The 20,561-nt window shown below is 71.8% G+C and carries 19 protein-coding genes; 12 read left to right on the forward strand and 7 right to left on the reverse strand.

Annotation, left to right across the window (positions count from 1 at the left end):
* Window positions 1-31: 31 nt before the first annotated feature.
* From IE263_RS20735 to IE263_RS20745, 3 genes are read left to right on the forward strand one after another with little or no spacing between them, the layout of a single operon-like run.
* Window positions 32-820, forward strand: a complete 789-nt coding sequence (locus IE263_RS20735; RefSeq protein WP_189938730.1) for an SDR family oxidoreductase — start codon at window positions 32-34, stop codon at window positions 818-820.
* Window positions 821-841: 21 nt separating this feature from the next.
* Window positions 842-1,477, forward strand: coding sequence for a TetR/AcrR family transcriptional regulator (locus tag IE263_RS20740; RefSeq protein ID WP_189938732.1), 636 nt, complete (start codon window positions 842-844; stop codon window positions 1,475-1,477).
* 35 nt (window positions 1,478-1,512) lie between these two features.
* Complete coding sequence (locus tag IE263_RS20745; RefSeq protein ID WP_189938734.1) at window positions 1,513-2,670, forward strand: acetyl-CoA C-acetyltransferase; 1,158 nt, start codon at window positions 1,513-1,515, stop codon at window positions 2,668-2,670.
* On the opposite strand, the gene IE263_RS20750 is transcribed toward IE263_RS20745, so the two are convergent.
* From IE263_RS20750 to IE263_RS20765, 4 genes are read right to left on the reverse strand one after another with little or no spacing between them, the layout of a single operon-like run.
* Window positions 2,654-3,712 (reverse strand): NAD(P)H-dependent flavin oxidoreductase, encoded by a 1,059-nt coding sequence (locus IE263_RS20750; protein ID WP_189938741.1) that lies wholly within the window; start codon window positions 3,710-3,712, stop codon window positions 2,654-2,656. The two genes, IE263_RS20745 and IE263_RS20750, sit on opposite strands and share 17 nt — an antisense overlap.
* Window positions 3,712-4,479, reverse strand: a complete 768-nt coding sequence (locus IE263_RS20755) for a CoA-transferase subunit beta (RefSeq protein WP_189938743.1) — start codon at window positions 4,477-4,479, stop codon at window positions 3,712-3,714. The genes IE263_RS20750 and IE263_RS20755 overlap by 1 nt, the downstream gene beginning before the upstream one ends.
* A complete protein-coding gene (locus IE263_RS20760; RefSeq protein ID WP_189938744.1) occupies window positions 4,476-5,327 on the reverse strand; it encodes a CoA transferase subunit A in 852 nt (283 codons plus the stop codon). Before IE263_RS20760 ends, IE263_RS20755 begins: the two co-directional genes overlap by 4 nt.
* Window positions 5,328-6,083: an enoyl-CoA hydratase family protein gene (locus tag IE263_RS20765; RefSeq protein ID WP_189938746.1), complete on the reverse strand. Its 756-nt coding sequence runs from the start codon at window positions 6,081-6,083 to the stop codon at window positions 5,328-5,330.
* A 149-nt stretch (window positions 6,084-6,232) separates the two neighbouring features.
* Between IE263_RS20765 and IE263_RS20770 the strand changes: the two genes are divergently transcribed.
* Together IE263_RS20770 and IE263_RS20775 are read left to right on the forward strand one after the other, a co-directional pair.
* Window positions 6,233-7,027 carry an SDR family oxidoreductase gene (locus IE263_RS20770; RefSeq protein ID WP_189938748.1) on the forward strand — a complete coding sequence of 265 codons (795 nt, stop codon included), beginning with the start codon at window positions 6,233-6,235 and terminating at the stop codon, window positions 7,025-7,027.
* Window positions 7,024-7,929 carry an SDR family oxidoreductase gene (locus IE263_RS20775; RefSeq protein ID WP_189938751.1) on the forward strand — a complete coding sequence of 302 codons (906 nt, stop codon included), beginning with the start codon at window positions 7,024-7,026 and terminating at the stop codon, window positions 7,927-7,929. Before IE263_RS20770 ends, IE263_RS20775 begins: the two co-directional genes overlap by 4 nt.
* A gap of 27 nt (window positions 7,930-7,956) precedes the next feature.
* Here IE263_RS20775 and IE263_RS20780 read toward each other — a convergent pair whose 3' ends face one another.
* Window positions 7,957-8,427: a MarR family winged helix-turn-helix transcriptional regulator gene (locus IE263_RS20780; RefSeq protein WP_189938753.1), complete on the reverse strand. Its 471-nt coding sequence runs from the start codon at window positions 8,425-8,427 to the stop codon at window positions 7,957-7,959.
* A 168-nt stretch (window positions 8,428-8,595) separates the two neighbouring features.
* Between IE263_RS20780 and IE263_RS20785 the strand changes: the two genes are divergently transcribed.
* Complete coding sequence (locus IE263_RS20785) at window positions 8,596-10,044, forward strand: MFS transporter (protein WP_189938755.1); 1,449 nt, start codon at window positions 8,596-8,598, stop codon at window positions 10,042-10,044.
* Window positions 10,045-10,118: 74 nt separating this feature from the next.
* On the opposite strand, the gene IE263_RS20790 is transcribed toward IE263_RS20785, so the two are convergent.
* Entirely contained in the window at window positions 10,119-11,015 is an 897-nt protein-coding gene (locus tag IE263_RS20790) for a hypothetical protein (RefSeq protein ID WP_189938757.1), read from the reverse strand.
* 102 nt (window positions 11,016-11,117) lie between these two features.
* On the opposite strand from IE263_RS20790, the gene IE263_RS20795 reads away from it, so the two are divergent.
* The 5 genes from IE263_RS20795 (at window position 11,118) to IE263_RS20815 (ending at window position 17,782) form a co-directional block, all read left to right on the forward strand.
* Window positions 11,118-11,459, forward strand: a complete 342-nt coding sequence (locus IE263_RS20795) for a chorismate mutase (protein ID WP_189938759.1) — start codon at window positions 11,118-11,120, stop codon at window positions 11,457-11,459.
* A gap of 163 nt (window positions 11,460-11,622) precedes the next feature.
* The gene (locus IE263_RS20800; protein ID WP_189938761.1) at window positions 11,623-12,168 is read left to right on the forward strand and encodes a response regulator; all 546 of its coding nucleotides are present in this window, start codon (window positions 11,623-11,625) and stop codon (window positions 12,166-12,168) included.
* Between the two features lie 100 nt (window positions 12,169-12,268).
* Window positions 12,269-14,788 (forward strand): aminopeptidase N, encoded by a 2,520-nt coding sequence (pepN, locus tag IE263_RS20805; protein ID WP_189938763.1) that lies wholly within the window; start codon window positions 12,269-12,271, stop codon window positions 14,786-14,788.
* A gap of 220 nt (window positions 14,789-15,008) precedes the next feature.
* Window positions 15,009-16,367 (forward strand): pyridoxal phosphate-dependent decarboxylase family protein, encoded by a 1,359-nt coding sequence (locus tag IE263_RS20810; RefSeq protein ID WP_189938765.1) that lies wholly within the window; start codon window positions 15,009-15,011, stop codon window positions 16,365-16,367.
* A complete protein-coding gene (locus IE263_RS20815) occupies window positions 16,364-17,782 on the forward strand; it encodes a lysine N(6)-hydroxylase/L-ornithine N(5)-oxygenase family protein (protein WP_189938767.1) in 1,419 nt (472 codons plus the stop codon). The genes IE263_RS20810 and IE263_RS20815 overlap by 4 nt, the downstream gene beginning before the upstream one ends.
* Before the next feature lie 104 nt (window positions 17,783-17,886).
* Here the strand turns inward: IE263_RS20815 and IE263_RS20820 are convergent, their stop codons facing one another.
* Window positions 17,887-19,692, reverse strand: coding sequence for a bifunctional metallophosphatase/5'-nucleotidase (locus IE263_RS20820; RefSeq protein ID WP_189938769.1), 1,806 nt, complete (start codon window positions 19,690-19,692; stop codon window positions 17,887-17,889).
* Window positions 19,693-19,852: 160 nt separating this feature from the next.
* On the opposite strand from IE263_RS20820, the gene IE263_RS20825 reads away from it, so the two are divergent.
* Window positions 19,853-20,551: an SIMPL domain-containing protein gene (locus tag IE263_RS20825; protein ID WP_189938771.1), complete on the forward strand. Its 699-nt coding sequence runs from the start codon at window positions 19,853-19,855 to the stop codon at window positions 20,549-20,551.
* Window positions 20,552-20,561 lie beyond the last annotated feature (10 nt).

The following is a 20,561-nucleotide window of genomic DNA, read 5'->3' on the forward strand; positions in this document are numbered from 1 at the left end:
TAACAAGTGTTTGGTAGGTTAGCGTGGCCCTATGACAGGCGTCGAGAGTCCGGCGTACGTGCCCGGGCACGGGCTGCTGGCGGGTCGTACCGCCGTCATCACCGCGGCCGCGGGTGCGGGAATCGGCGGGGCGACCGCTCGCCGCTTCCTCGAGGAGGGAGCGCGCGTGCTGATCAGCGACGCGCACGCGCGGCGACTGAAGGAGCACGAGACCGAGCTGGGACGGGACTTCCCGGGTGCGGTGGCGGCCGTCACCTGCGATGTCACCGACGAGACCCAGGTGGGGGCACTGTTCGACGCGGCCGTACGGGAGCACGGGCGACTGGACGTCGTGGTCAACAACGCCGGACTCGGAGGGACTTCGGCGCTCGTGGACATGAGCGACGAGCAGTGGGGGCGCGTGCTGGACGTGACGCTGACCGGGACCTTCCGGTGCACCCGGGCCGCGCTCCGGCTCTTTCGCGATCAGGGGGGCGGCGGCGTGATCGTCAACAACGCCTCCGTCGTCGGCTGGCGCGCCCAGGCAGGCCAGGCGCACTACGCCGCCGCGAAGGCGGGCGTGATGGCGCTGACCCGGTGCGCGGCGGTCGAGGCGGCGGAGCACGGCGTGCGGGTCAACGCCGTCTCACCGAGCCTGGCCATGCACCCCCACCTCGCGAAGGTGACCTCGGCCGAGCTCCTGGAGGAACTGACCTCGCGCGAGGCCTTCGGGCGGTACGCCGAGCCCTGGGAGGTCGCCAACGTGATCGTCTTCCTGGCCTCGGGCTACTCCTCGTACATGACCGGCGAGGTCGTGTCGGTCAGCAGCCAGCGGGCCTGAGGCGGGGGCGAGAATGTGCGCGTGCCTACGAAGAAGAAACCCCAGGTGACCGCCAAAGAGCCCGCCGCGGCTGCCACCGCTCGCGACCGCCGCCGCGAACTCCTCGACACCGCCGCCGAGGTCTTCGCCGAGCAGGGCTACAACGCCACCACCGTCCGCAAGATCGCGGACCACGCGGGCATGCTCGCGGGCAGCCTCTACTACCACTTCGACTCCAAGGAGTCGATGCTGGAGGAGATCCTGCGCACCTTCCTCGACGAGCTCTGGGACGGCTACGACACCGTCCTGGAAACCGGACGAGGCCCGCGCGAGACCCTCGAAGCCCTGGTCACCGAGTCGTTCCGGGAGATCGACCGGCACCGCGCCGCCGTCGCGATCTACCAGAAGGAGTCCAAACAGCTGGTGGCGCAGGAACGGTTCGCGTTCCTCGCCGACTCACAGCGCAAGTTCGAGAAGGCGTGGCTGTCCACGCTGGAGCGCGGGGTCGCCGCCCGGGTCTTCCGGTCCGACCTCGACGTCCGGCTCACCTACCGGTTCGTGCGGGACACCGTCTGGGTCGCCGCGTCCTGGTACCGGCCCGGCGGACAGCACAGCCCGGAGGAGATCGCCCGTCAGTACCTGTCGATGGTGCTGGACGGAATCGCCGTACGTACGTAACTCACGTAGCTCATCGGAGAGTCTGGGGAGTTGCCATGGCCGAGGCCTACATCGTCGAAGCGGTCCGCACGCCCGTGGGGCGGCGTGGGGGAGGGCTCGCCGGGGTCCATCCCGCCGACCTGGGCGCGCATGTCCTGAAGGCGCTGGTCTCCCGGGCCGGGGTCGACCCGGTCGCCGTCGAGGACGTCGTCTTCGGCTGTCTGGACGCCGTCGGGCCGCAGGCCGGGGACATCGCGCGGACCTGCTGGCTGGCGGCCGGGCTGCCCGAGGAGGTGCCGGGCGTGACCGTGGACCGGCAGTGCGGCTCCTCGCAGCAGGCCGTGCACTTCGCCGCGCAGGCCGTGCTGTCCGGCACGCAGGACCTGGTCGTGGCGGGCGGGGTGCAGAACATGTCGCAGATCCCGATCGCCTTCGCCACCCGGCAGGCCGCCGAGCCGCTCGGCTTCACCCAGGGCCCCTTCGCCGGCAGCGAGGGCTGGCGGGCGCGGTACGGGGACCGTGCGGTGAACCAGTTCGTCGGTGCGGAGATGATCGCCGGGAAGTGGGGGATCAGCAGGCAGGACCAGGAGGAGTTCGCGCTCCGTTCCCACCAGCGGGCGGTGCGGGCGATCGACGAGGGCCGCTTCGACCGCGAAACCGTCCCCTACGGCGAGGTCACGGTCGACGAGGGCCCACGCCGCGACACCTCCCTGGAGAAGATGGCCGGACTCAAGCCGGTCATCGACGGTGGCTCGATCACCGCCGCCTGCTCGTCCCAGGTCTCCGACGGCGCGGCGGCGATCCTGCTCGCCTCCGAGCAGGCGGTACGCGAACACGGACTCACGCCACGCGCGCGCGTTCACCATCTCTCGGTACGCGGCGAGGACCCCATCCGCATGCTCACCGCCCCCATCCCCGCCACCGCCCACGCCCTGAAGAAGACCGGTCTCACGATCGACGACATGGATCTCGTCGAGATCAACGAGGCCTTCGCGCCCGTCGTCCTCGCCTGGCTGAAGGAGACCGGCGCCGACCCGGAGAAGGTCAACGTCAACGGGGGTGCGATCGCCCTCGGGCACCCGCTGGGCGCGACGGGCGCCAAGCTGATGACGACCCTGCTGCACGAACTGGAGCGCACGGGCGGCCGCTACGGTCTCCAGACGATGTGCGAGGGCGGCGGACAGGCCAACGTCACGATCATCGAACGGCTCTGAGCCCCTTCAGCCCTTCCAGCGCCTCCTCCGCCTCCTTCATGATCCGCTCCACCAGCTCCGCGCACGACGGCAGGTCGTCGATCACCCCGGCGACCTGCCCCGCCGCCATCACCCCCAGATCCGTCCGTCCGTCCACCATCGCCGACTTCAGCAGCATCGGTGTGTTCGCGGCCAGCAGCACCTGACTCCAGGACAGGTCCTTGCCGTGCCGCAGGGCGAGCCCGTCGCGGACCATCTGCCGCCAGGTCAGCCCGGACAGCCGCCGGAACCCCGCCGCCCGCCGGACCGCCTGCCCCAGCGCCCGCACCCGCCCGGACCGCTCCAGGGCGTCCACCAGCTCCGTGCGCAGCATGCGGTGCGGCAGACCGTCCACCGCCCGGGTCACGGTGACGTCCCGGACCGTCGCCGCCCGATACCGCGCCTTCACCGCGTCCGGCACCGTCGAGTCCGACGTCAGCAGGAACCGCGTGCCCATGCCCACCCCCGCGGCCCCGTACGCCAGCGCCGCGACCAGCCCCCGCCCGTCGAAGAAGCCGCCCGCCGCCACGACCGGGATGTCCACGGCGTCCACCACCTGCGGCAGCAGCACCGTCGTCGCCACCTCACCGGTGTGCCCGCCCCCCTCCCCGCCCTGCACGAGCACCGCGTCCGCCCCCCACGCGGCGACCTTCTCGGCATGCCGGCGCGCGCCGACGGAGGGGATGACGACGACACCGGCCGCCTTCAGCTCGGCGATCAGCTCGCGGGAGGGAGCGAGCGCGAAGGACGCGACCCGCACGCCCTCGCCGACGATGACGCCGACCCGGTCCCCGGCGTCCTGCGCGTCCGCGCGGAGGTTGACCCCGAACGGCGCGTCGGTACGGGACTTCACCTCGCGTATCGCCTCCCGCAGCCGGTCGACGGTCATCGTCGCCGAGGCCAGGACGCCCAGCGCGCCCGCGTTCGCCGTCGCCGCGACCAGGCGGGGGCCCGCCACCCATCCCATCCCGGTCTGCACGATCGGGTGGCGGACCCCGACCAGCCGGGTGAGCGCGGTCTCCATCAGTCCGGGACCTCCCGGGCGCGGGCGTCGGCCGGATCGATCACCTCACGGATCAACCCCAGCTCCTCCGCCGTCGGTTCACGGGTGTACGGCACCGCGTCCGGGACCGTGAGCGCGAACCCCGTCGCCTCCCGCACCTCCTCCACCGTCACCCCCGGATGCAGCGACGCCAGCCGCAGCGAGCGGTCGGGTGTGGCGAAGTCGAGGACGGCGAGGTTGGTGACGACCCGTGCGAGGTGGTGGTAGCGGGCGCCGTCGGCGTGGTCGTGTCCCACCCCGCACACCATGTCGACCCGCTCGACGAAGACCCGCCGGGAGTGCCTGGGGATCCAGTAACTCGTCGGGTGGTTCAGGGTATTGACCGGCGCTCCGCGCACCCCGAGCAGTTGCCGGGTGGGCCGTTGCCAGTCGCCGATGCAGGAGATGTTCTGGTTGCCGTACCGGTCGAGCTGGCTCGCGCCCATCATCACGTGCCGGCACCCACCGGCGGCCAGGGCCAGATGCCGCCGGTACGGCAGCCAGCCCTCGACGGTGCCGTCCGCGTCCACGAGCATCGCCTCGCCGTCGGTGAGCAGCAGGTCCGGGGCGAACGTGCGCCGGGCGAGCCGCGCGCCGATGGACGGGATCAGGCCCATAGGGCTCGCCAGGATCTCGCCCGCACCCCGCCAGGCCTCGGCGCAGGCGATCACGCAGTACTCGGCGCGGGTCGGCGGGGACGGGGATTCACCGGTGACCGGCGTGACCCGGTGGCCGTTGACCTCGGTCATGACCGCTCCTCGTGCCAGGCCCGCACGGCCGCCCGGTACGCCTGCTCGTCCCCGTCCGCCAGGAACCGCCCGGCGAACTCCGCCCACGGCAGGCTCGCGTACTCCTTCTGGAAGGCCTCGTCCCGCCCGTAGTCCGGCGCGCACGACGTGAAGTGCGCGCCCTGCGGTGCCTCGACCACCCCCGTCACCGTGTGCCGCTTGATCAGCAGGGTCTGCGGCGGGGCCTCCTTCGTCAGCTCGGCCGTGTCCACTATCTGCTCGCAGGAGACGTAGGCCGCGTCCGCCGCCTCGCAGAACAGGTCGTCGAAGTAGGGGTCCGGGCCGAGGTACTGCCCGTTGCCCCGCCGGTCGGCGCGCCCCACGTGCACCAGGGCCGCGTCCAGCCGCAGCGCGGGCATCGCGACGAACGTCTCCCCGTCCTCGTACGGCGAAGTGACCGTCCGCAGTTCCGGGTTGACCCGCATCACGTCCGAACCGATCCCCGCCCGCACCGGCAGGAACGGCAGGCGGTTCGCGGCGGCGTGCAGACCCCACATGAACATCGCCTCGTCGACCTCCGTCAGTGCGAACGCCCCGCGCTCGCGCGCCGCCCGGTAGTGCGGTTCGAGCGGGATCGAGTCGAGGGTGACGAAGGCGGTGACCAGCCTCCGGATCCGGCCGGCCGCCGCGAGCATCCCGACGTCCGGACCGCCGTACGAGACGACCGTGAGGTCGCCGACGTCGGAGCGCAGCAGCGCGCGGACCAGGGCCATCGGCTTGCGGCGCGAGCCCCAGCCGCCGATGCCGAGGGTCATCCCGCTCTCGAGCCGGGAGACGACCTCGTCGGCGGTCATCGTCTTGTCCCTCACCTACGTCCCCTCCTTCCCGAAGTCCTTCCCGAAGCCCGCGCGGACCCGGTCGGCGACTCCGCTCACGCTCGCCTCGAAGGTGAAGCCCTGCTCGAAGCGGTAGCTGCGGCGCACGTCGATCGGATCGATGCCGTTGAGCGCGGCCTTGGCCAGCCGCAGCAGCTCCCCGTCCTTCGCGGCGATCTCACGGGCCAGCTCCAGTGCGGCCGCGAGCAGCTCGCCGGGCGGCACCACCCGCCACACCGCGCCGTGGGCCTGCAACTCGGCCGCCGTGACCGTGCGCGACGTGAAGTACAGCGTGCGCATCAGGCGCTGCGGGACCAGCCGGGCCAGATGCGTCGCCGCGCCCAGGGCCCCCCGGTCCAGCTCGGGCAGGCCGAACACCGCGTCCTCGCCGGCCACGATCGCGTCCGCGTTCCCCACCAGTCCCACACCGCCGCCCAGACAGAAGCCCCGCACCGCAGCCACCACCGGCACCTCGCACTCGTACACCGCCGCGAAGGCCTCGAAGCAGCCCCGGTTGGCGCCGACCAGCGCGCCGGCCCCCCGCGCCTGTATCTCCTTGATGTCCACGCCCGCGTTGAACCCCCGCCCCTCGGCGGCCAGCACCACACACCGCACCTGCGGATCACGGCCGGCCGCGCGCACGGCGTCGGCCAGCGCGAACCAGCCCTCCACCGGCAGGGCGTTCACCGGTGGGAAGTCGACGGTGACGACGGAAATCCCCTTTTCCGGGGACGAGGTGGAGACACCCATGCGCGCATCAGCTACCTTCGCACTCAGCTACCTTTCCACCAAACATTTGTTAGGTGTGAGGCTTTGAAGCTAGCAGTCGCCGCAGACGAGCGGGAGGCCCTGTGGAAAACCCGGAAGCCGCTCCTGTGGAAAACCGGGAGGCCGCTCCTGTGGAAAGCCGGGGAGCCGCTCCCGGGGGCAACGCGCCGCGCGGCCGGACGGTCGTCGTCACCGGCGGCACCCGAGGCGTCGGCGCCGGCATCGCGCAGGCCTTCGCCGAGGCCGGCGCCGAGGTCGTGATCTGCGCCCGCCGCCCACCCGAAGTCCCCTTGCCGAAGACGGAGTTCATGCCGCTGGACGTACGGGACGCCGACGCCGTACGGCACTTCTTCGCCGCTCTGCCCCGGCTGGACGTCCTCGTCAACAACGCGGGAGGGGCCCCCTACCGCCCCCTCGCCCAGGCCGGGGCCGAACGGCACCTCCGTGTCCTCGAACTGAACCTCCTCGCCCCGCTCACCGCGTCCCTCGCCGCCTACGAGCACCTCAAGCGGGCGAAGGGCTCGATCGTGATGATCGGCAGCGTCAGCGGCAGCCGCCCCTCGCCCGGCACGGCGGCGTACGGAGCGGCCAAGGCGGGGCTGGAGAACCTCGCCCGCTCGATGGCCGTGGAATGGGCGCCGGACGTCCGCGTCAACACCCTCGTCGTCGGCATGGTCCGCACCGAGCAGTCCCACCTCCACTACGGCGACGAGGACGGGATCGCCGCCGTCGCCCGGACCGTCCCGCTCGGCCGCCTGGCCGACCCGGCGGACGTCGGCGCCGCGGCCGTCTTCCTCGCCTCGGACGCCGCCGCCTACATCAGCGGGGCGAGCCTCCATGTCCACGGCGGCGGGGAGCGGCCCGCGTTCCTGGACGCGTCGAACGCGGCAACCGTCGTCAACCGTCAACAGGGAGAAGCGAGATGAGCGGAATCTGCGCGGGCCGGGTCGTTGTCGTCACCGGCGCCGGCCGGGGCCTCGGCCGCGCCCACGCCCTCGCGTTCGCCGCCGAGGGCGCCCGCGTCGTCGTCAACGACCTCGGTGTCGGTCTGGACGGCACCCCGCACCCCGACAGCCCGGCCGCCCGGGTCGCCGCCGAGATCCGCGAGGCGGGCGGCGAGGCCGTCGTACACGCCGCCGACATCGCCACGAGCGAGGGCGCCGCATCCCTCGTCACGACCGCCCTGGAGACGTACGGCCGCCTCGACACCCTCGTCAACAACGCCGGTTTCCTGCGCGACCGCATGCTGGTCAACCTCGACGAGGACGACTGGGACGCCGTCGTACGCGTCCATCTCAAGGGTCACTTCCTCCCCCTGAGGCATGCGGCGGCGCACTGGCGCGCCGAGGCCAAGGCCGGCCGCACGCCCACCGCCCGGATCGTCAACACCAGCAGCGGAGCAGGTCTGTTGGGCTCGGTCGGGCAGGGCAACTACAGCGCCTCGAAGGCCGGGATCGTCGCCCTCACGCTGGTCGCGGCCGCCGAACTCGCCCGCTACGGCGTCCAGGTCAACGCCATCGCCCCCGCCGCCCGCACCCGTATGACCGAACGCACCTTCGCCGACACCATGGCCGCACCCGACACCGGCTTCGACGCGATGGCCCCGGAGAACGTCTCCCCGCTGGTCGTCTGGCTCGGCTCCGCCGCGAGCGAGGGTGTCACGGGCCGCGTCTTCGAGGCGGAGGGCGGCCGGATCACCGTCATGGAGGGCTGGCGCCCGGGGCCCACGGTCGACAGGGGAGCACGGTGGAGCCCGGCGGAGGCGGGGGAGACGGTGACGAAGCTGCTGGCGGAGGCGACGGTTCCGGGGGCGGTCTACGGGGCGTGAGGGTCCCACTGTCCCAGCGGGCCGCGGTCAGTCGGTCAGGCGTGCCGTCGCCTTCCGCTGCTGCTCGGTCATCACCGCGAGGAACCGGTTCACGGTCTCCAGCTCGTCCGTCGTGAACTGCGCGCAGACCTCGACGATGTCCCGGGTCCAGTCCTCGAAGAACCCGGCGAGTTCGGCGAGCTTCGCCTCGTTCGGCTCGACGAGTACACGGCGCTTGTCCGTGGGGTGCTTGACCCGGCGCACGAAACCCTTGGCCTCCAGCCGGTCGACCAGGCCGGTGACGGAGGCCGGGGCCAGGCCCGTCAGCTCCGCCAGGTCCTTCGCGGTGAGCGGGCCCTGCCGCTGGAGGTAGTCGAGGGTCTTCCCCTCCGTGGCGTTCAGGCCCTGCTTCGCGGCGATCGCCGAATGGAACATCACCGTGACGGCACTGTTCTGCCGCCCCACGGTCATGAGGCGCTCGAGCGCGGCGGCCCGTCGGGCGTCGTCGGTCTCTGCCATGTCCGCAGACTAGCAAATATTTCGTTCGGTCGAACTAAAGACTTGCGCCCGCGCGGTCGTCGATGCAACTCTTTCGTTAGGTCGAACGAAATAAATCCGGAGTGGCCCGCACGCCCGGGCAGCCCCACCCCGGCAGCCCTCCACGCCGCAGCCGAACGGGAGACACCCATGTCCACGTCCACCACCGTCACGACCTCGCCGCCCACCGCGGCCGACCCCCATCCGCGCCGCTGGGCCGCCGCCGTCGTCATGATGATCGCGGCGCTCATGGACCTGCTGGACACGACGATCGTGAACGTCGCGATCCCCTCCATCGGCCACGACCTGCACGCCTCCGCGAGCGACCTCCAGTGGACGGTCTCCGCCTACCTGCTCGGTTTCGCGGCCGCCCTGATCGTCTCCGGACACCTCGGCGACCGCCTCGGCCGGCGCACCCTCTTCCTCGTCGGCACCGCGGGCTTCGGTCTGACCAGCCTGGCGTGCGGCATCGCGCAGTCGCCCGGACAGCTGATCGCCGCACGCGCCGCGCAGGGCGTACTGGCAGCGGTGCTGATCCCCCAGGTGATCGGCTCCTTCCGCACCCTCTTCCAGGGCAAGGAGCGCGGCGCGGCCTTCGGGATGTACGGGGCCGTCGCCGGGTTCGCCTCGGCGATCGGGCTGCTGCTCGGCGGGGTGCTCACCGACGCCGACCTGTTCGGCTGGGGCTGGCGCTCGGTGTTCCTGGTGAACGTGCCGGTGGCGCTGGTGACGTTCGTGGCCGGGGCCCTGCTGGTGCCCGCCACGAAGGCACGGTCGGCCGGCCGGCCCGACGCCCTCGGCAGCCTCGTCCTGGCCGCCGGCCTGGTGGCGATCGTGCTGCCGCTGGTCCAGGGCCGGGAGAACGGCTGGCCCGGATGGGGCTGGGTCTGCCTGGCCGCCGGCGTCCTCGCGGTCACCGGTCTCGGCGTGTTCGAGGCACGGCGCCGACGCGCCGGCACGGTACCGCTGCTGCCGGCCCGCGCCTTCCGGCTGCCGGCGTTCTCCGTGGGCGTCCTGGTCCAGCTCCTCTTCTCCGTCGGCATGCAGGGCTTCTTCCTGGTCTTCGCCGTCTGGCTGCAGGCGGGCCAGGGCTACACACCGATGCAGGCCGGCGTGCTGACCGTCGCCTTCTCCGTCGGCGGCTTCCTCACCGCCCCGGCCGCCGACGCACTCGCCGTACGCCACGGCCGGCACGTGCTCGGCGCGGGAGCGCTGCTGATGGCGGGCGGCTTCGCCTGGGTGTGGTCGGCGGTCGCCGACGCGTCCGCCACCCACACCGGGGCGTGGCCGCTGGTGCCCGGCCTGGCGGTGGCCGGCGCCGGCCTCGGCTTCCTCGTCGTACCGCTGGTGAACGTGGTCCTCTCCGCCGTACCCGCCGACCTCGCCGGCGGAGCGTCCGGGATCTTCTCCACCGCCCAGCAGTTCGGCGGCGCCCTCGGGGCGGCGATCGTCGGCACGGTGTTCTTCGGCCACGCCGACGAGGGCCTGACCGAGGCGCTGGACACGGCGATGCCCTGGGTGACGGGCGGATTCCTGCTGTGCGCGGCACTGTGCGCGCTGCTGCCGCGCAGGGCGACCGCCGGTCACTCCGGGGACTGACGACGACGCCGTCGAGGCCGATGAGGGGGCTCCCGGCGCGGGGAGCCCCCTCATCGCCGTACCGCGACCCCGTCCTACGTGTCGCACTCCAGCACCGTCCGGCACAACGCGCACCGCGCCCTCACCCGCCCCCGCACCGGCACCCTGATCCGCTGATGACAGGTCGGACAGGGAAACGTCACCCGCAACGGCCCCCGGGCGTCCGGGACGAAGGCGTACGAGGCGTCCGGGACGGCGGCGAGGGGGCGGTGGTCCTGGGCGTGCCGGCGGTCGCGCGCATAGCGCCGCCGGCCCGCCCAGCCCGCCGACGTCAGCGGCGGCTGCTGCTCGTCCAGCCGCGCCCGCTCCCTGCCCTTCACATACGCCGTGTACGCCTGCGGACTGGTGAACCACACCGACGGATCCTCACCGAAGACCACCGCCCGCTTGGCCAGCACGTACCCGAACTCCTCCGGGGTCAGATACCCCAGCTTCTGTGACGAGTCCGCGTCCTCCCGGAAGGCGTCGAGCAGCAGCCACCCCGCTCCCAGATAGGTCGTGGCCGTGTCCGTCAGGATCTCGTTGGCGCGCGTGCCGGGAAACGACAGGTCCAGCCGGTGCAGGAAGACATGCATGATCTCGTGCGCCAGGGCGGCACCGATGTCCCGCCGGTGCGTACGGAACCGGTCGTTCAGCTCGACGAAGTACTCGGGCCCCGCCGCCAGTTCGACGTTCGCCGCGTGCTCCATCTCCCGGAAACCGACGACCACCCGCGCGTCCGGCAGCCGGAAGTGCCGCACCAGCTCACGCGCCACCCGCTGCGCCCCCAGATGCAGGTCATCGGTGTCGCAGAACGCCACATCGACCGGCGCCACACTGGTCGGGAACTGATGCACGGTGTCGTACGACAACCGCTTGTACAGCGCCGTGACGGCGGCCCGCACCGTCTCCAGATGCGGGTAGCCGTGCTCGACCGGTCCGCCGTTGCCCACGCCCGACCCCCAAGACGCCGTGAACCCGTTTTCCCACTGTACGAGGGCCCCCGACGCTCCCGCACCCGTCCTCGCACCGGCGACACACTAGGGTGAACGCCCATGACCACCAGCACCAACGGAACCGGTGACGTCGACCCCGCCGTCCATGAGGAACTGGCACGGCTGCGCGACAGCATCGACAACATCGACGCGGCCGTCGTCCACATGCTCGCCGAGCGCTTCAAGGCCACGCAGCAGGTCGGCCACCTCAAGGCCCGCCACCAGCTGCCCGCCGCCGACCCGGCCCGCGAGGCCCGCCAGATCGCCCGACTGCGCGCCCTCGCCGAGAGCGCAAAGCTGGACCCGGCCTTCGCTGAAAAGTTCCTCAATTTCATCATCGCCGAGGTGATCCGCCACCACGAGCGCATCGCCGAGGACGCCCTGCACGGCACCCGGGCCTGACCTCGACGGACACCACCGCGCACGGCCGACGGCAGCCCCGCCGACGCCCGGGCGGGCCGCGCCCCGCACCCCCGTCGGCGGGCACTGCGCGTCAGTCACCGGGCACGGCCCGTCAGGGTTCGGACGTAAGCTGGTGGCCCCATCGCGGGAGGGACATCGGGTCATGCCACCGGATGCGAAGATCCTCATCGTCGACGACCACCAGGACACGCTGTACGCGCTGGAAAGCGCCCTGGCCCCGCTGGGCTACCTGCTCGCCCGCGCCACCAGTGGCGACGAGGCCCTCAAGCAGGTACTGCGCGGCCAGGTCGGCCTGCTCCTGCTCGACGTCCGCATGCCCGGCGTCAGCGGACTCGAGGTCGTCCGCTACCTGCGGCGCCTGGAGCAGACCCAGCACATCCCCGTCATCCTGCTCACCGGCTTCGGCCCCGACCACGACCTCACCTCCGCCGCCTTCCACCTCGGCGTCGCCGACCTCGTCATGAAACCCGTCGACCCCTGGGCCCTGCGCACCAAGGTCCGCTACCTCTACGACGCCCACCAGCGCCACCTCGCCCTCGAACACGAGGTGCGCACCCTGCGCGCGCTCGTCAAGGACCACGGCGACACCGGAACCGAGGACACCACTCTGCCTCCGCCCGCCCGCGTCCCCGTCCAACGCGACACCGGCGCCCGCACCTCGGGTCCCACGGCGCCGACGGCCCCGTAGCACAAGCGCCCATCCCCGTACCTCCGGCGTGAGACGGGACAAACGACGCGTACCGCTCCGCCCCTGTGCCCTAACGGCCCCATCAGGCAGCATGGCCTGCATGTCCGTACTGACGCGCGACGAAGCGCAGACCCGTGCCCAGCTCCTCGACGTCCACCGCTACACCATCGAGCTCGACCTGACCACCGGCGACGAGACCTTCGAGTCCCTGACCGTCATCCGGTTCGCCGCGCGCACGGACGCGGACACCTTCGTCGAGCTCAAGCCGGCCGAGCTGCGCTCCGTCACCCTCGACGGCAAGCTCCTCGACCCGGAAAGCCTGGACGACAACCGCCTGCCCCTGAAGAACCTCACCGCGGGCGACCACGAGCTGCGCGTCCACGCGGCCATGCGCTACTCCCGCACCGGCGAGGGCATGCACCGCTTCACCGACCCCTCCGACGGCGAGACCTACGTCTACACCCAGCTGTTCATGGACGACGTCCAGCGCGTCTTCGCCGCCTTCGACCAGCCCGACCTCAAGGCCGTCTTCGACCTCACCGTCACGGCTCCCGAAGGCTGGACCGTCCTCGCCAACGGCGTCACCGAACACCTCGGCGAGGGCCGCTGGCAGGCCGCCCCCACCCCGCTGATCTCCACCTACCTCGTCGCCGTCGCCGCCGGCCCCTGGCACTCCGTCCGTACCGAACACCGCGGCCTGCCCTTCGGCATCCACTGCCGCCGCTCGCTCGGCCCCCACCTGGACGCGGACGCCGACGAGATCCTCGAGATCACCCGCCAGTGCTACGACCGCTACCACGAGAAGTTCGAGGAGCCCTACCCCTTCGACTCCTACGACCAGGCGTTCGTCCCCGAGTTCAACGCCGGCGCCATGGAGAACCCCGGACTGGTCACCTTCCGCGACGAGTTCGTCTACCGCTCCGCCGTCACCGACACCGAACGCCAGACCCGCGCCATGGTCATCGCCCACGAGATGGCCCACATGTGGTTCGGTGACCTCGTCACCCTCAAGTGGTGGGACGACATCTGGCTCAACGAGTCCTTCGCCGAGTACATGGGCTACCAGACCCTCACCGAAGCCACGCGCTTCACCGAGACCTGGGTGGACTTCGGCGTCGCCCGCAAGGCCTGGGGCTACGACGCCGACCAGCGCCCCTCCACCCACCCCGTCGCCCCCGAAGCCGTCGACGACACGGCCTCCGCCCTGCTCAACTTCGACGGCATCTCCTACGCCAAGGGCGCCTCCGCACTACGGCAGTTGGTGACCTGGCTCGGCGAGAAGGACTTCCTCGCCGGCATCAACACCCACTTCTCCCGCCACAAGTTCGCCAACGCCACCCTCGCCGACTTCATCGACTCCCTCGCCGGCGCCACCGAACGCGACGTCCACGCCTGGGCCGACGCCTGGCTGCGCACCACCGGCGTCGACACCCTCACCCCCACCGTCACCACCGACGCCGGCGCCTGCACCCTCACCGTCGAACGCACCGGCAGCCGCCCGCACCGCATCGCCGTCGGCCTCTACGACCGGGACCTCACCGACGAGGGCCGCCTCACCCTGCGCGAACGCCTCGACCTCGACGTCCCGCACACCGCACCGCAGCCCATCGGCAAGCCCCCCGCCCTGATCCTCCTCAACGACGGCGACCTCACCTACGCCAAGGTCCGCTTCGACACCGGATCCTTCGACACCGTCCGCACCGGCCTGTCCCGCCTGCCCGACCCGCTCACCCGGGCCGTCGTCTGGAACGCCCTGCGCGACGCCGTCCGTGACGGCGGCAGCACCCATCGGGGGACGACCCCCGAACCCCCGCTGTCCCCCACCACCTATCTGGAGACCGCGCGCGCCCACCTCCCGCACGAGACCGACCTGGCCATCGTCCAAGGTGTCCTCACCTTCGCCTCCGCCCAGGTCGCCGACCGCTACGTCACCCCCGAGGAACGCCCCGCCGCCCTCACCACCCTCTCCTCCCTGTGCCGCGACCTCATCCGCCGCACCGAGGACGGCGACCACCCCGGCCTGCGCCTGATCGCCGTACGCCACTTCATCGACGTCGCCGCCCACCCCGACACCATCGCCGCCTGGCTCGCCGACGGCACCGTCCCCGGCGGCCCCGAAATCGACCCCGACCTGCGCTGGCGCATCCTCGCCCGCCTCGCCGTCCTCGGTGCCACCGACGAGAGCGCCATCGCCGCCGAACTCGACCGCGACCCCTCCGCCACCGGCCAGGAAGGCGCCGCCCGCTGCCGCGCCGCCCTGCCCGACCCGGAGGCCAAGCGCACCGCCTGGGCCGCCCTGTTCGACACCGACGACCTCTCCAACTACCTCTTCACCGCCACCGCCCAGGGCTTCTGGCAACCCGAACAGGCCGACCTCGTCCGCGAGTACGTGCCCCGCTTCTACAAGGACGCGGTCACCCTCGCCGCCCGCCGAGGCCCCGCCATCGCCGAGGCCGCCGGCCGCTGGGCCTTCCCCGCCCACGCCGTCGACGCCGAGAACCTCGGCCTCGGAGAGGCCTGCCTGCGCGACGGCGAACCGATCCCGGCACTGCGACGCAAGCTCGTGGATCAACTCGACGATCTGGCACGGGCGTTGCGGGTTCAGGGGGCGGAGGCGTAGAGCAGGCTCGGCCGCCGAACGCCGGACGGGTCGATCCAGCCCGTCCGGCAACACCCCGTCGGGGGGAGTTCGCGGACAAGCCCGAAGCCGGGTGCTGAGGGCGGCAGCCAGCAGCAACGCCCACACCCGCCCTCCTACTTTCGGGTCCAAATCCCCCGCTGCCAGGGCAGCTCGCCGCATCCGACGACACACTGGGACTCCCCGCCCCCGGAGGAGCCCCATGAGCCTTCCGCCCCTCGCGTCGGGCCCCGAAGGCCCCGACGCGCTGAGGCCGTTGCTGGACGTGGTCCTCGACGCTCTGCGCACCGGCACCGAGGCCCGCGGCGGCCCCCTCCCCGCGGGCGGCCCGGCCGCGGTCGCCGCTCGCGTACGCGACGCCGTGGGCGACGTCCTCCCCGACGAGGGCGACCCCACCGCCCTGCACACCCTCGTCCGTGCCCTCGCCGAAGGCGCCGCCGACCCCGCACACCCCCTGTGCGCCGCCCACCTGCACTGCCCGCCCCTCGCCGTCGCCACCGCCGCCGACCTCGCCGCGTCCGCCCTCAACCCCTCCCTCGACTCCTGGGACCAGGCCCCCGCCGCCTCCGCACTGGAAGCGCTGGTCACCCGCGCCCTCGCCCGCGAGGCCGGCATGGCCGACGCCCTCGTCACCACCGGCGGCACCGAGTCCAACCACCTCGCCCTTCTCCTCGCCCGCGAGCGGCACGGCACCGGCCTCCGCCTCGTCCTCGGAGCCAACGCCCACCACTCCCTGCCCCGCGCCGCCTGGCTGCTCGGCCTGCCCGACCCCGTCGTCGTCCCCACCCCCGCCGGCACCCTCGACCCGGTCGCACTGGCCCAGGCCCTCACCCACCTCCCCGGCCCCCTGCTGGTCGCGGCGACCGCGGGCACCACCGACGCCGGCCTCATCGACCCCCTCCCCGCCATCGCCGCCCTGTGCGCCGCCCACGGCGCCCGTCTCCACATCGACGCCGCCTACGGAGGCGGCCTCCTCTTCAGCGACCGCCACCGCGACAGGCTCACCGGCCTCGACGCCGCCCACACGGTCACCCTCGACCTGCACAAACTCGGCTGGCAGCCCGTCGCCGCCGGCCTCCTCGCCGTCCGCGACCCCCACGAGCTCGGCGCCCTCCACGAACGCGCCGACTACCTCAACGCCGACGACGACACCGACGCAGGCCTCCCCGACCTCCTCGGCCGCTCCCTGCGCACCACCCGCCGCCCCGACATCCTCAAGATCGCCGTCACCCTCAGAACCCTCGGCCGCACCGGCCTTGCCACCCTCGTCGACCAAGTCTGCGCCCACGCCCACGAGTTCGCCGCGACCATCCGGGACCACCCCGCCTTCGACCTCTATGACACCCCCACCCTCAGCACCGTCCTCTTCCGCCCCAAGGACGCCTCCGACGACGCCGTGGCCGCGATCCGCCGCCACCTGCTCACCGACGGCCGCGCCGTCCTCGGCCGCGCCCACCTCGACGGCCGCCTCTGGTTCAAAACCACGCTCCTCAACCCCCACACCCGACCCGACGACCTGGCCGCCCTCCTGAAACTGGTGGAAGGAAACACCCCCGCATGACCACGCCCCCACCCGCGGAACCCGCCACCCCCCGCGACCTCGTCGGCATCGGCATCGGCCCCTGCAACCTCTCCCTCGCCGCCCTCGCCCACCCCCTCGCCGAACTCGACGCCGTCTTCTACGACCGACGCCCCGCCTTCCACTGGCACCCCGGCCTCCTCATCGACGGCGCCCGCGTCCAGGTCCCCTTCCTCGCCGACCTCGTCACCCTCGCCGACCCCACCAGCGACTGGACCTTCCTCAACCACCTCAAGACCCGCGACCGCCTCTACCCCTTCTACTTCGCCGAACGCTTCCACATCCACCGCGCCGAATACGACGCCTACTGCCGCTGGGTCGCCGAAAGCCTCCCCGGCCTCCGCTTCCGCCACCGGGTCGACGCCGTCCGCTGGAACCCCGAACACGCCGTCTTCGAAGTCGACTTCACCCAGCTCGACACCGACGGAGAACCCCACGTCCTCGGCCGCACCCACACCAGGAACGTCGTCCTCGGCATCGGCACCGAACCCCACGTCCCCGCCCCCCTGCGCCCCCTGGCCAACGCACCCGGCGTCCCCGTCGTCCACGCCTCCGACTACCTCGACCACCGCGCCACCCTCCTCGCCGCCGACCACATCACCGTCGTCGGATCAGGACAGTCCGGCGCCGAAGTCTTCCTCGACCTCCTCCGAGCCCGCCCCGCCGGCCGCGAACGCCTCCACTGGATCGGCCGCACCGAGGCCTTCGCCCCCATGGAGTACTCCAAGCTCGGCCTCGAACACTTCACCCCCGACTACACCCGCTACTTCCACGCCCTCCCCGAACCCGTGCGGGACCGCCTCAACACCGCCCAATGGCAACTCCACAAGGGCATCGACGCCGCCACCCTCGCCGCCATCCACGACGAGCTCTACCGCCGCACCCTCCACGGCGGCTGGCCCGACGCCGTCCTCACCCCCGGCGTCCGCGTCCGCACCGCCGGCCGCATCGCCACCAGCAAGATCGAACTCCACCTCGAACACCTCCAGCAGAACACCCGCACCCGCCTCACCACCGACGCCGTCGTCCTCGCCACCGGCCACCGCGAACGCCCCCTCGACCGCCTCCTCGCCGGCCTCGCCCCCCACCTCCGCCGCGACAACGCCCAACGCCCCCGCGTCGACGACCACTTCCGCCTCGTCCTCGACCCCGCCATCACCGCCACCGGCAGCAACATCTACGTCCAGAACGCCGAACGCCACACCCACGGCGTCGGCGCCCCCGACCTCGGCCTCGCCGCCTGGCGCAGCGCCACCATCCTCAACACCCTGACCGGCAAGGACACCTACCGCCTCCCCCACCGCACCGCCTTCACCACCTTCGGCCTCGAACCCCGGCCCCGCATCCCCCCGGCCCGAAAACCACAGACCCTCACCCCCCTCGTCGAAGGCCGTTAGAAACAGGCAGGAACAGGCAAGAACCGGCAGTAACCGGCAGGAACCGGCGGAAAGACGAAGGGGCGGCGGAAGATCCTCTCCCGCCGCCCCTCACGCACACGTCCCTAGAAGACAGGCGTACCGTTCCGCGTCAGCTTCCAGTCCACCGTCGCGAACTCAGCCGGGTCGATCGACCCCTTCGCCTTCACCCAGGCGATCATCGTGTTGCGGATCTCGTCCGAGTTCGACCACAGCAGCTTCGCCGCGGCGACGTACGGGAAGTTGCCGCCGCCGTTCGCCCGGTAGTTGTTCACCGCGAACACGAACTGCTGGTCGTCCGCGAGCGGAGCCCCCTCGAACCGTACGTTCGCGATCCTCGACCCGGCCGGCCGGGCGATGTCGATCTCGTACGTCAGACCGCTGACCACGTCGTAGTTGTAGTCCGGCGTGCCGTTCGCGTTCGTCAGCTTCGCCGGGTCGATCGCCGCGTCCGCCGCCGTCTGCACGAAGTAGTTCGCCGAGTACTCCAGGTACGCCTTGATCTGAGCACCCGTCATCAGACGGGCCTCCAGCGTGTTCTCGAAGACGTACAGACCCGCCACGTCCCGGATGGTGACCTCTCCCGCCGGGATGACCGCGCTGCGCGAGAAGGCCGCGGCCTGCGACAGCACCGGCAGCGCCGCGTACTCCGTGCCCGCCAGCGCCTGCTTCACCGTGTCCGCCTGGATGTGGTTGATCAGGTCGATGATCGGTACATCCTTGTACGGCGCCTCCACCGAGGTCATCTCGGCGGCGTTCGTGCCGATGACCTGGTTGACGTACGCCACGACCTTCTCGTGCTCATCACCGAGCAGCTTCACGATCTTCGGGTCCTCCTCCACGGTGTTGGAGTTGAGGACCTGCGCACCCACCTTCTCGACCGTCCAGCGGCCCTTGTCCCACACCAGCTCGAAGTCGAACAGGGTCAGCCGCTGCCCCCACTTCAGCGGCTCGGAGAGCACCACCTGCTTGCCCGTCTCCTTGTTGGTGACGAAGTACTCCGGGATCTCCGTGTGCGCGTGACCCACCAGGATCGCGTCGATGCCCGGCACCTGCTCGGCCACCAGCCCGGCCGCGTTCTCGATGTACGGCAGCTGGTCACCGTACGACGACGTACCCGACGAACCGCTGTGGGCCGACACGATGACGACGTCCGCGCCCATCGACCGCAGCTTCGGCACCCACTTCGCGGCCTGCTCCTCCAGGCCCGGGAACGTCATCTTCCCCTGCACGTTCGCCTTGTCCCAGATCGCGATGCCCGGATTGGTCAGCCCCAGCACCGCCACCTTCACATCACGGCCGAACGGCGTACGCAGCCGGTGCATGCTGAACGGCGGGAAGGCCGGCCGCAGCGTCTTCGCGTCCAGCGCGTTGGCGCCCAGCAGCGGGAAGCAGCACTGCTCCTCGAACTTGCGCAGCACCGGAATGCCGTAGTTGAACTCGTGGTTGCCGAGCGCCGCCGCGTCATAGCCGATCGCGTTCATGGCCTGCGCCATCGGGTGCACCGGACCGCCCTTGGCGGTGATCGGGTCCACCTTGGCGTAGTAGTACGACAGCTGCGTGCCCTGGATCGTGTCGCCCGCGTCGATCAGCAGGGTGTTGCGGCGGCCCTTCTCCTCGCGGATCTGGTTCACCAGGGTGGAGATCTTCGCCAGACCGACGTCGTTGTGCGCCTTGTCGTCGAACTCCTTGTCCGTGAAGTAGTCCCAGTTGAAGACGTTGCCGTGCAGGTCGGTCGTGCCCATCACGGTGAACGCGTACCGCTTCGCCGGCTTCGCGGGCTTCTTCGCGTCCGCCGCCTGCGCCGCCGGAGCCGCAGCCGTGCCCGCGATGGCCACCCCCGCCCCGGTCACGGCGGACTTCTTCAGGAACTTCCGGCGGTTCAACGGCATGTCTTGCTCCTCGGGAACGGTCAACGACGCGCGTAGATAACGCGCGTAGATTCTGCCCCGGACATGTCGTACGACAACAGGCCTCTGAGGTTTCGATCTGATGACCTCACCTGTGCGACTCCCGGCCCATAACCAGGTAAGGCCTGCCAGAGTGGGGCGTATGACCACCCCGACCGCAGGCCCTTACGGCACCCCCGACGCCCCCCTCCTCGCCGTCCGCGGCGAGACCACCCTCGAAGTCGACCCCGAGATCGCCCGCCTCGGCATCACCGTCACCGCCCGCGGCCGCGACCGCCGCACCACCCTCGACGACCTCACCCGCCGCAACGCCACCGTCCTCGACCTCGTCAAGTCCTACGGCGACGCGGTGGAGAACCTCTCGACCGGCGCCGTCTCCATCACCCCCGAACTCACCCACCGCGGCCGCGGCGAACACGTCCGCACCTACCACGGCAACGTCCATCTCACCGCCGACCTCACCGACTTCACCGCCCTCGGCGAACTCACCACCCGTCTCGCCGACCTCGACCTCACCCGCGTCGACGGCCCCTGGTGGGAACTCCGCCCCGACTCACCCGTCCACCGCCAGGCCCGCCGGCAAGCCGTACGCGCGGCAGTCCAACGCGCCCACGAGTACGCCGAGGCCCTCGGCGCCACCGTCGCCGCCCTCCTCGAACTCACCGACACCGGCACCCAGGGCCCCCGCCCCCGCGCCGCCTTCGACCGCCGGGCCGTGCGCATGTCCGTGGCCGCCGCGGAAACCGAAGCCGCCCCCGAAGCCCTCGACCTCGAACCCCGACGACTGCGCGTCCAGGCCGAAGTGAGCGCAGTGTTCACGATGGTTCCGCCCCGCCTGTGAATTTCACCCG

Source organism: Streptomyces aurantiogriseus, assembly GCF_014649375.1.
GTDB classification, from domain to species: Bacteria; Actinomycetota; Actinomycetes; order Streptomycetales; family Streptomycetaceae; genus Streptomyces; species Streptomyces aurantiogriseus.

Coding starts and splice junctions, on each gene's coding strand:
- IE263_RS20825 (WP_189938771.1), top strand. CDS start 19,853: ATGACCACCCCGACCGCAGGCCCTTACGGCACCCCCGACGCCCCCCTC.
- IE263_RS20735 (WP_189938730.1), top strand. CDS start 32: ATGACAGGCGTCGAGAGTCCGGCGTACGTGCCCGGGCACGGGCTGCTG.
- IE263_RS20795 (WP_189938759.1), top strand. CDS start 11,118: ATGACCACCAGCACCAACGGAACCGGTGACGTCGACCCCGCCGTCCAT.
- IE263_RS20745 (WP_189938734.1), top strand. CDS start 1,513: ATGGCCGAGGCCTACATCGTCGAAGCGGTCCGCACGCCCGTGGGGCGG.
- IE263_RS20755 (WP_189938743.1), bottom strand. CDS start 4,479: ATGACCGAGGTCAACGGCCACCGGGTCACGCCGGTCACCGGTGAATCC.
- IE263_RS20765 (WP_189938746.1), bottom strand. CDS start 6,083: ATGGGTGTCTCCACCTCGTCCCCGGAAAAGGGGATTTCCGTCGTCACC.
- IE263_RS20800 (WP_189938761.1), top strand. CDS start 11,623: ATGCCACCGGATGCGAAGATCCTCATCGTCGACGACCACCAGGACACG.
- IE263_RS20815 (WP_189938767.1), top strand. CDS start 16,364: ATGACCACGCCCCCACCCGCGGAACCCGCCACCCCCCGCGACCTCGTC.
- IE263_RS20820 (WP_189938769.1), bottom strand. CDS start 19,692: ATGCCGTTGAACCGCCGGAAGTTCCTGAAGAAGTCCGCCGTGACCGGG.
- IE263_RS20785 (WP_189938755.1), top strand. CDS start 8,596: ATGTCCACGTCCACCACCGTCACGACCTCGCCGCCCACCGCGGCCGAC.
- IE263_RS20750 (WP_189938741.1), bottom strand. CDS start 3,712: ATGGAGACCGCGCTCACCCGGCTGGTCGGGGTCCGCCACCCGATCGTG.
- IE263_RS20780 (WP_189938753.1), bottom strand. CDS start 8,427: ATGGCAGAGACCGACGACGCCCGACGGGCCGCCGCGCTCGAGCGCCTC.
- IE263_RS20775 (WP_189938751.1), top strand. CDS start 7,024: ATGAGCGGAATCTGCGCGGGCCGGGTCGTTGTCGTCACCGGCGCCGGC.
- pepN (WP_189938763.1), top strand. CDS start 12,269: ATGTCCGTACTGACGCGCGACGAAGCGCAGACCCGTGCCCAGCTCCTC.
- IE263_RS20810 (WP_189938765.1), top strand. CDS start 15,009: ATGAGCCTTCCGCCCCTCGCGTCGGGCCCCGAAGGCCCCGACGCGCTG.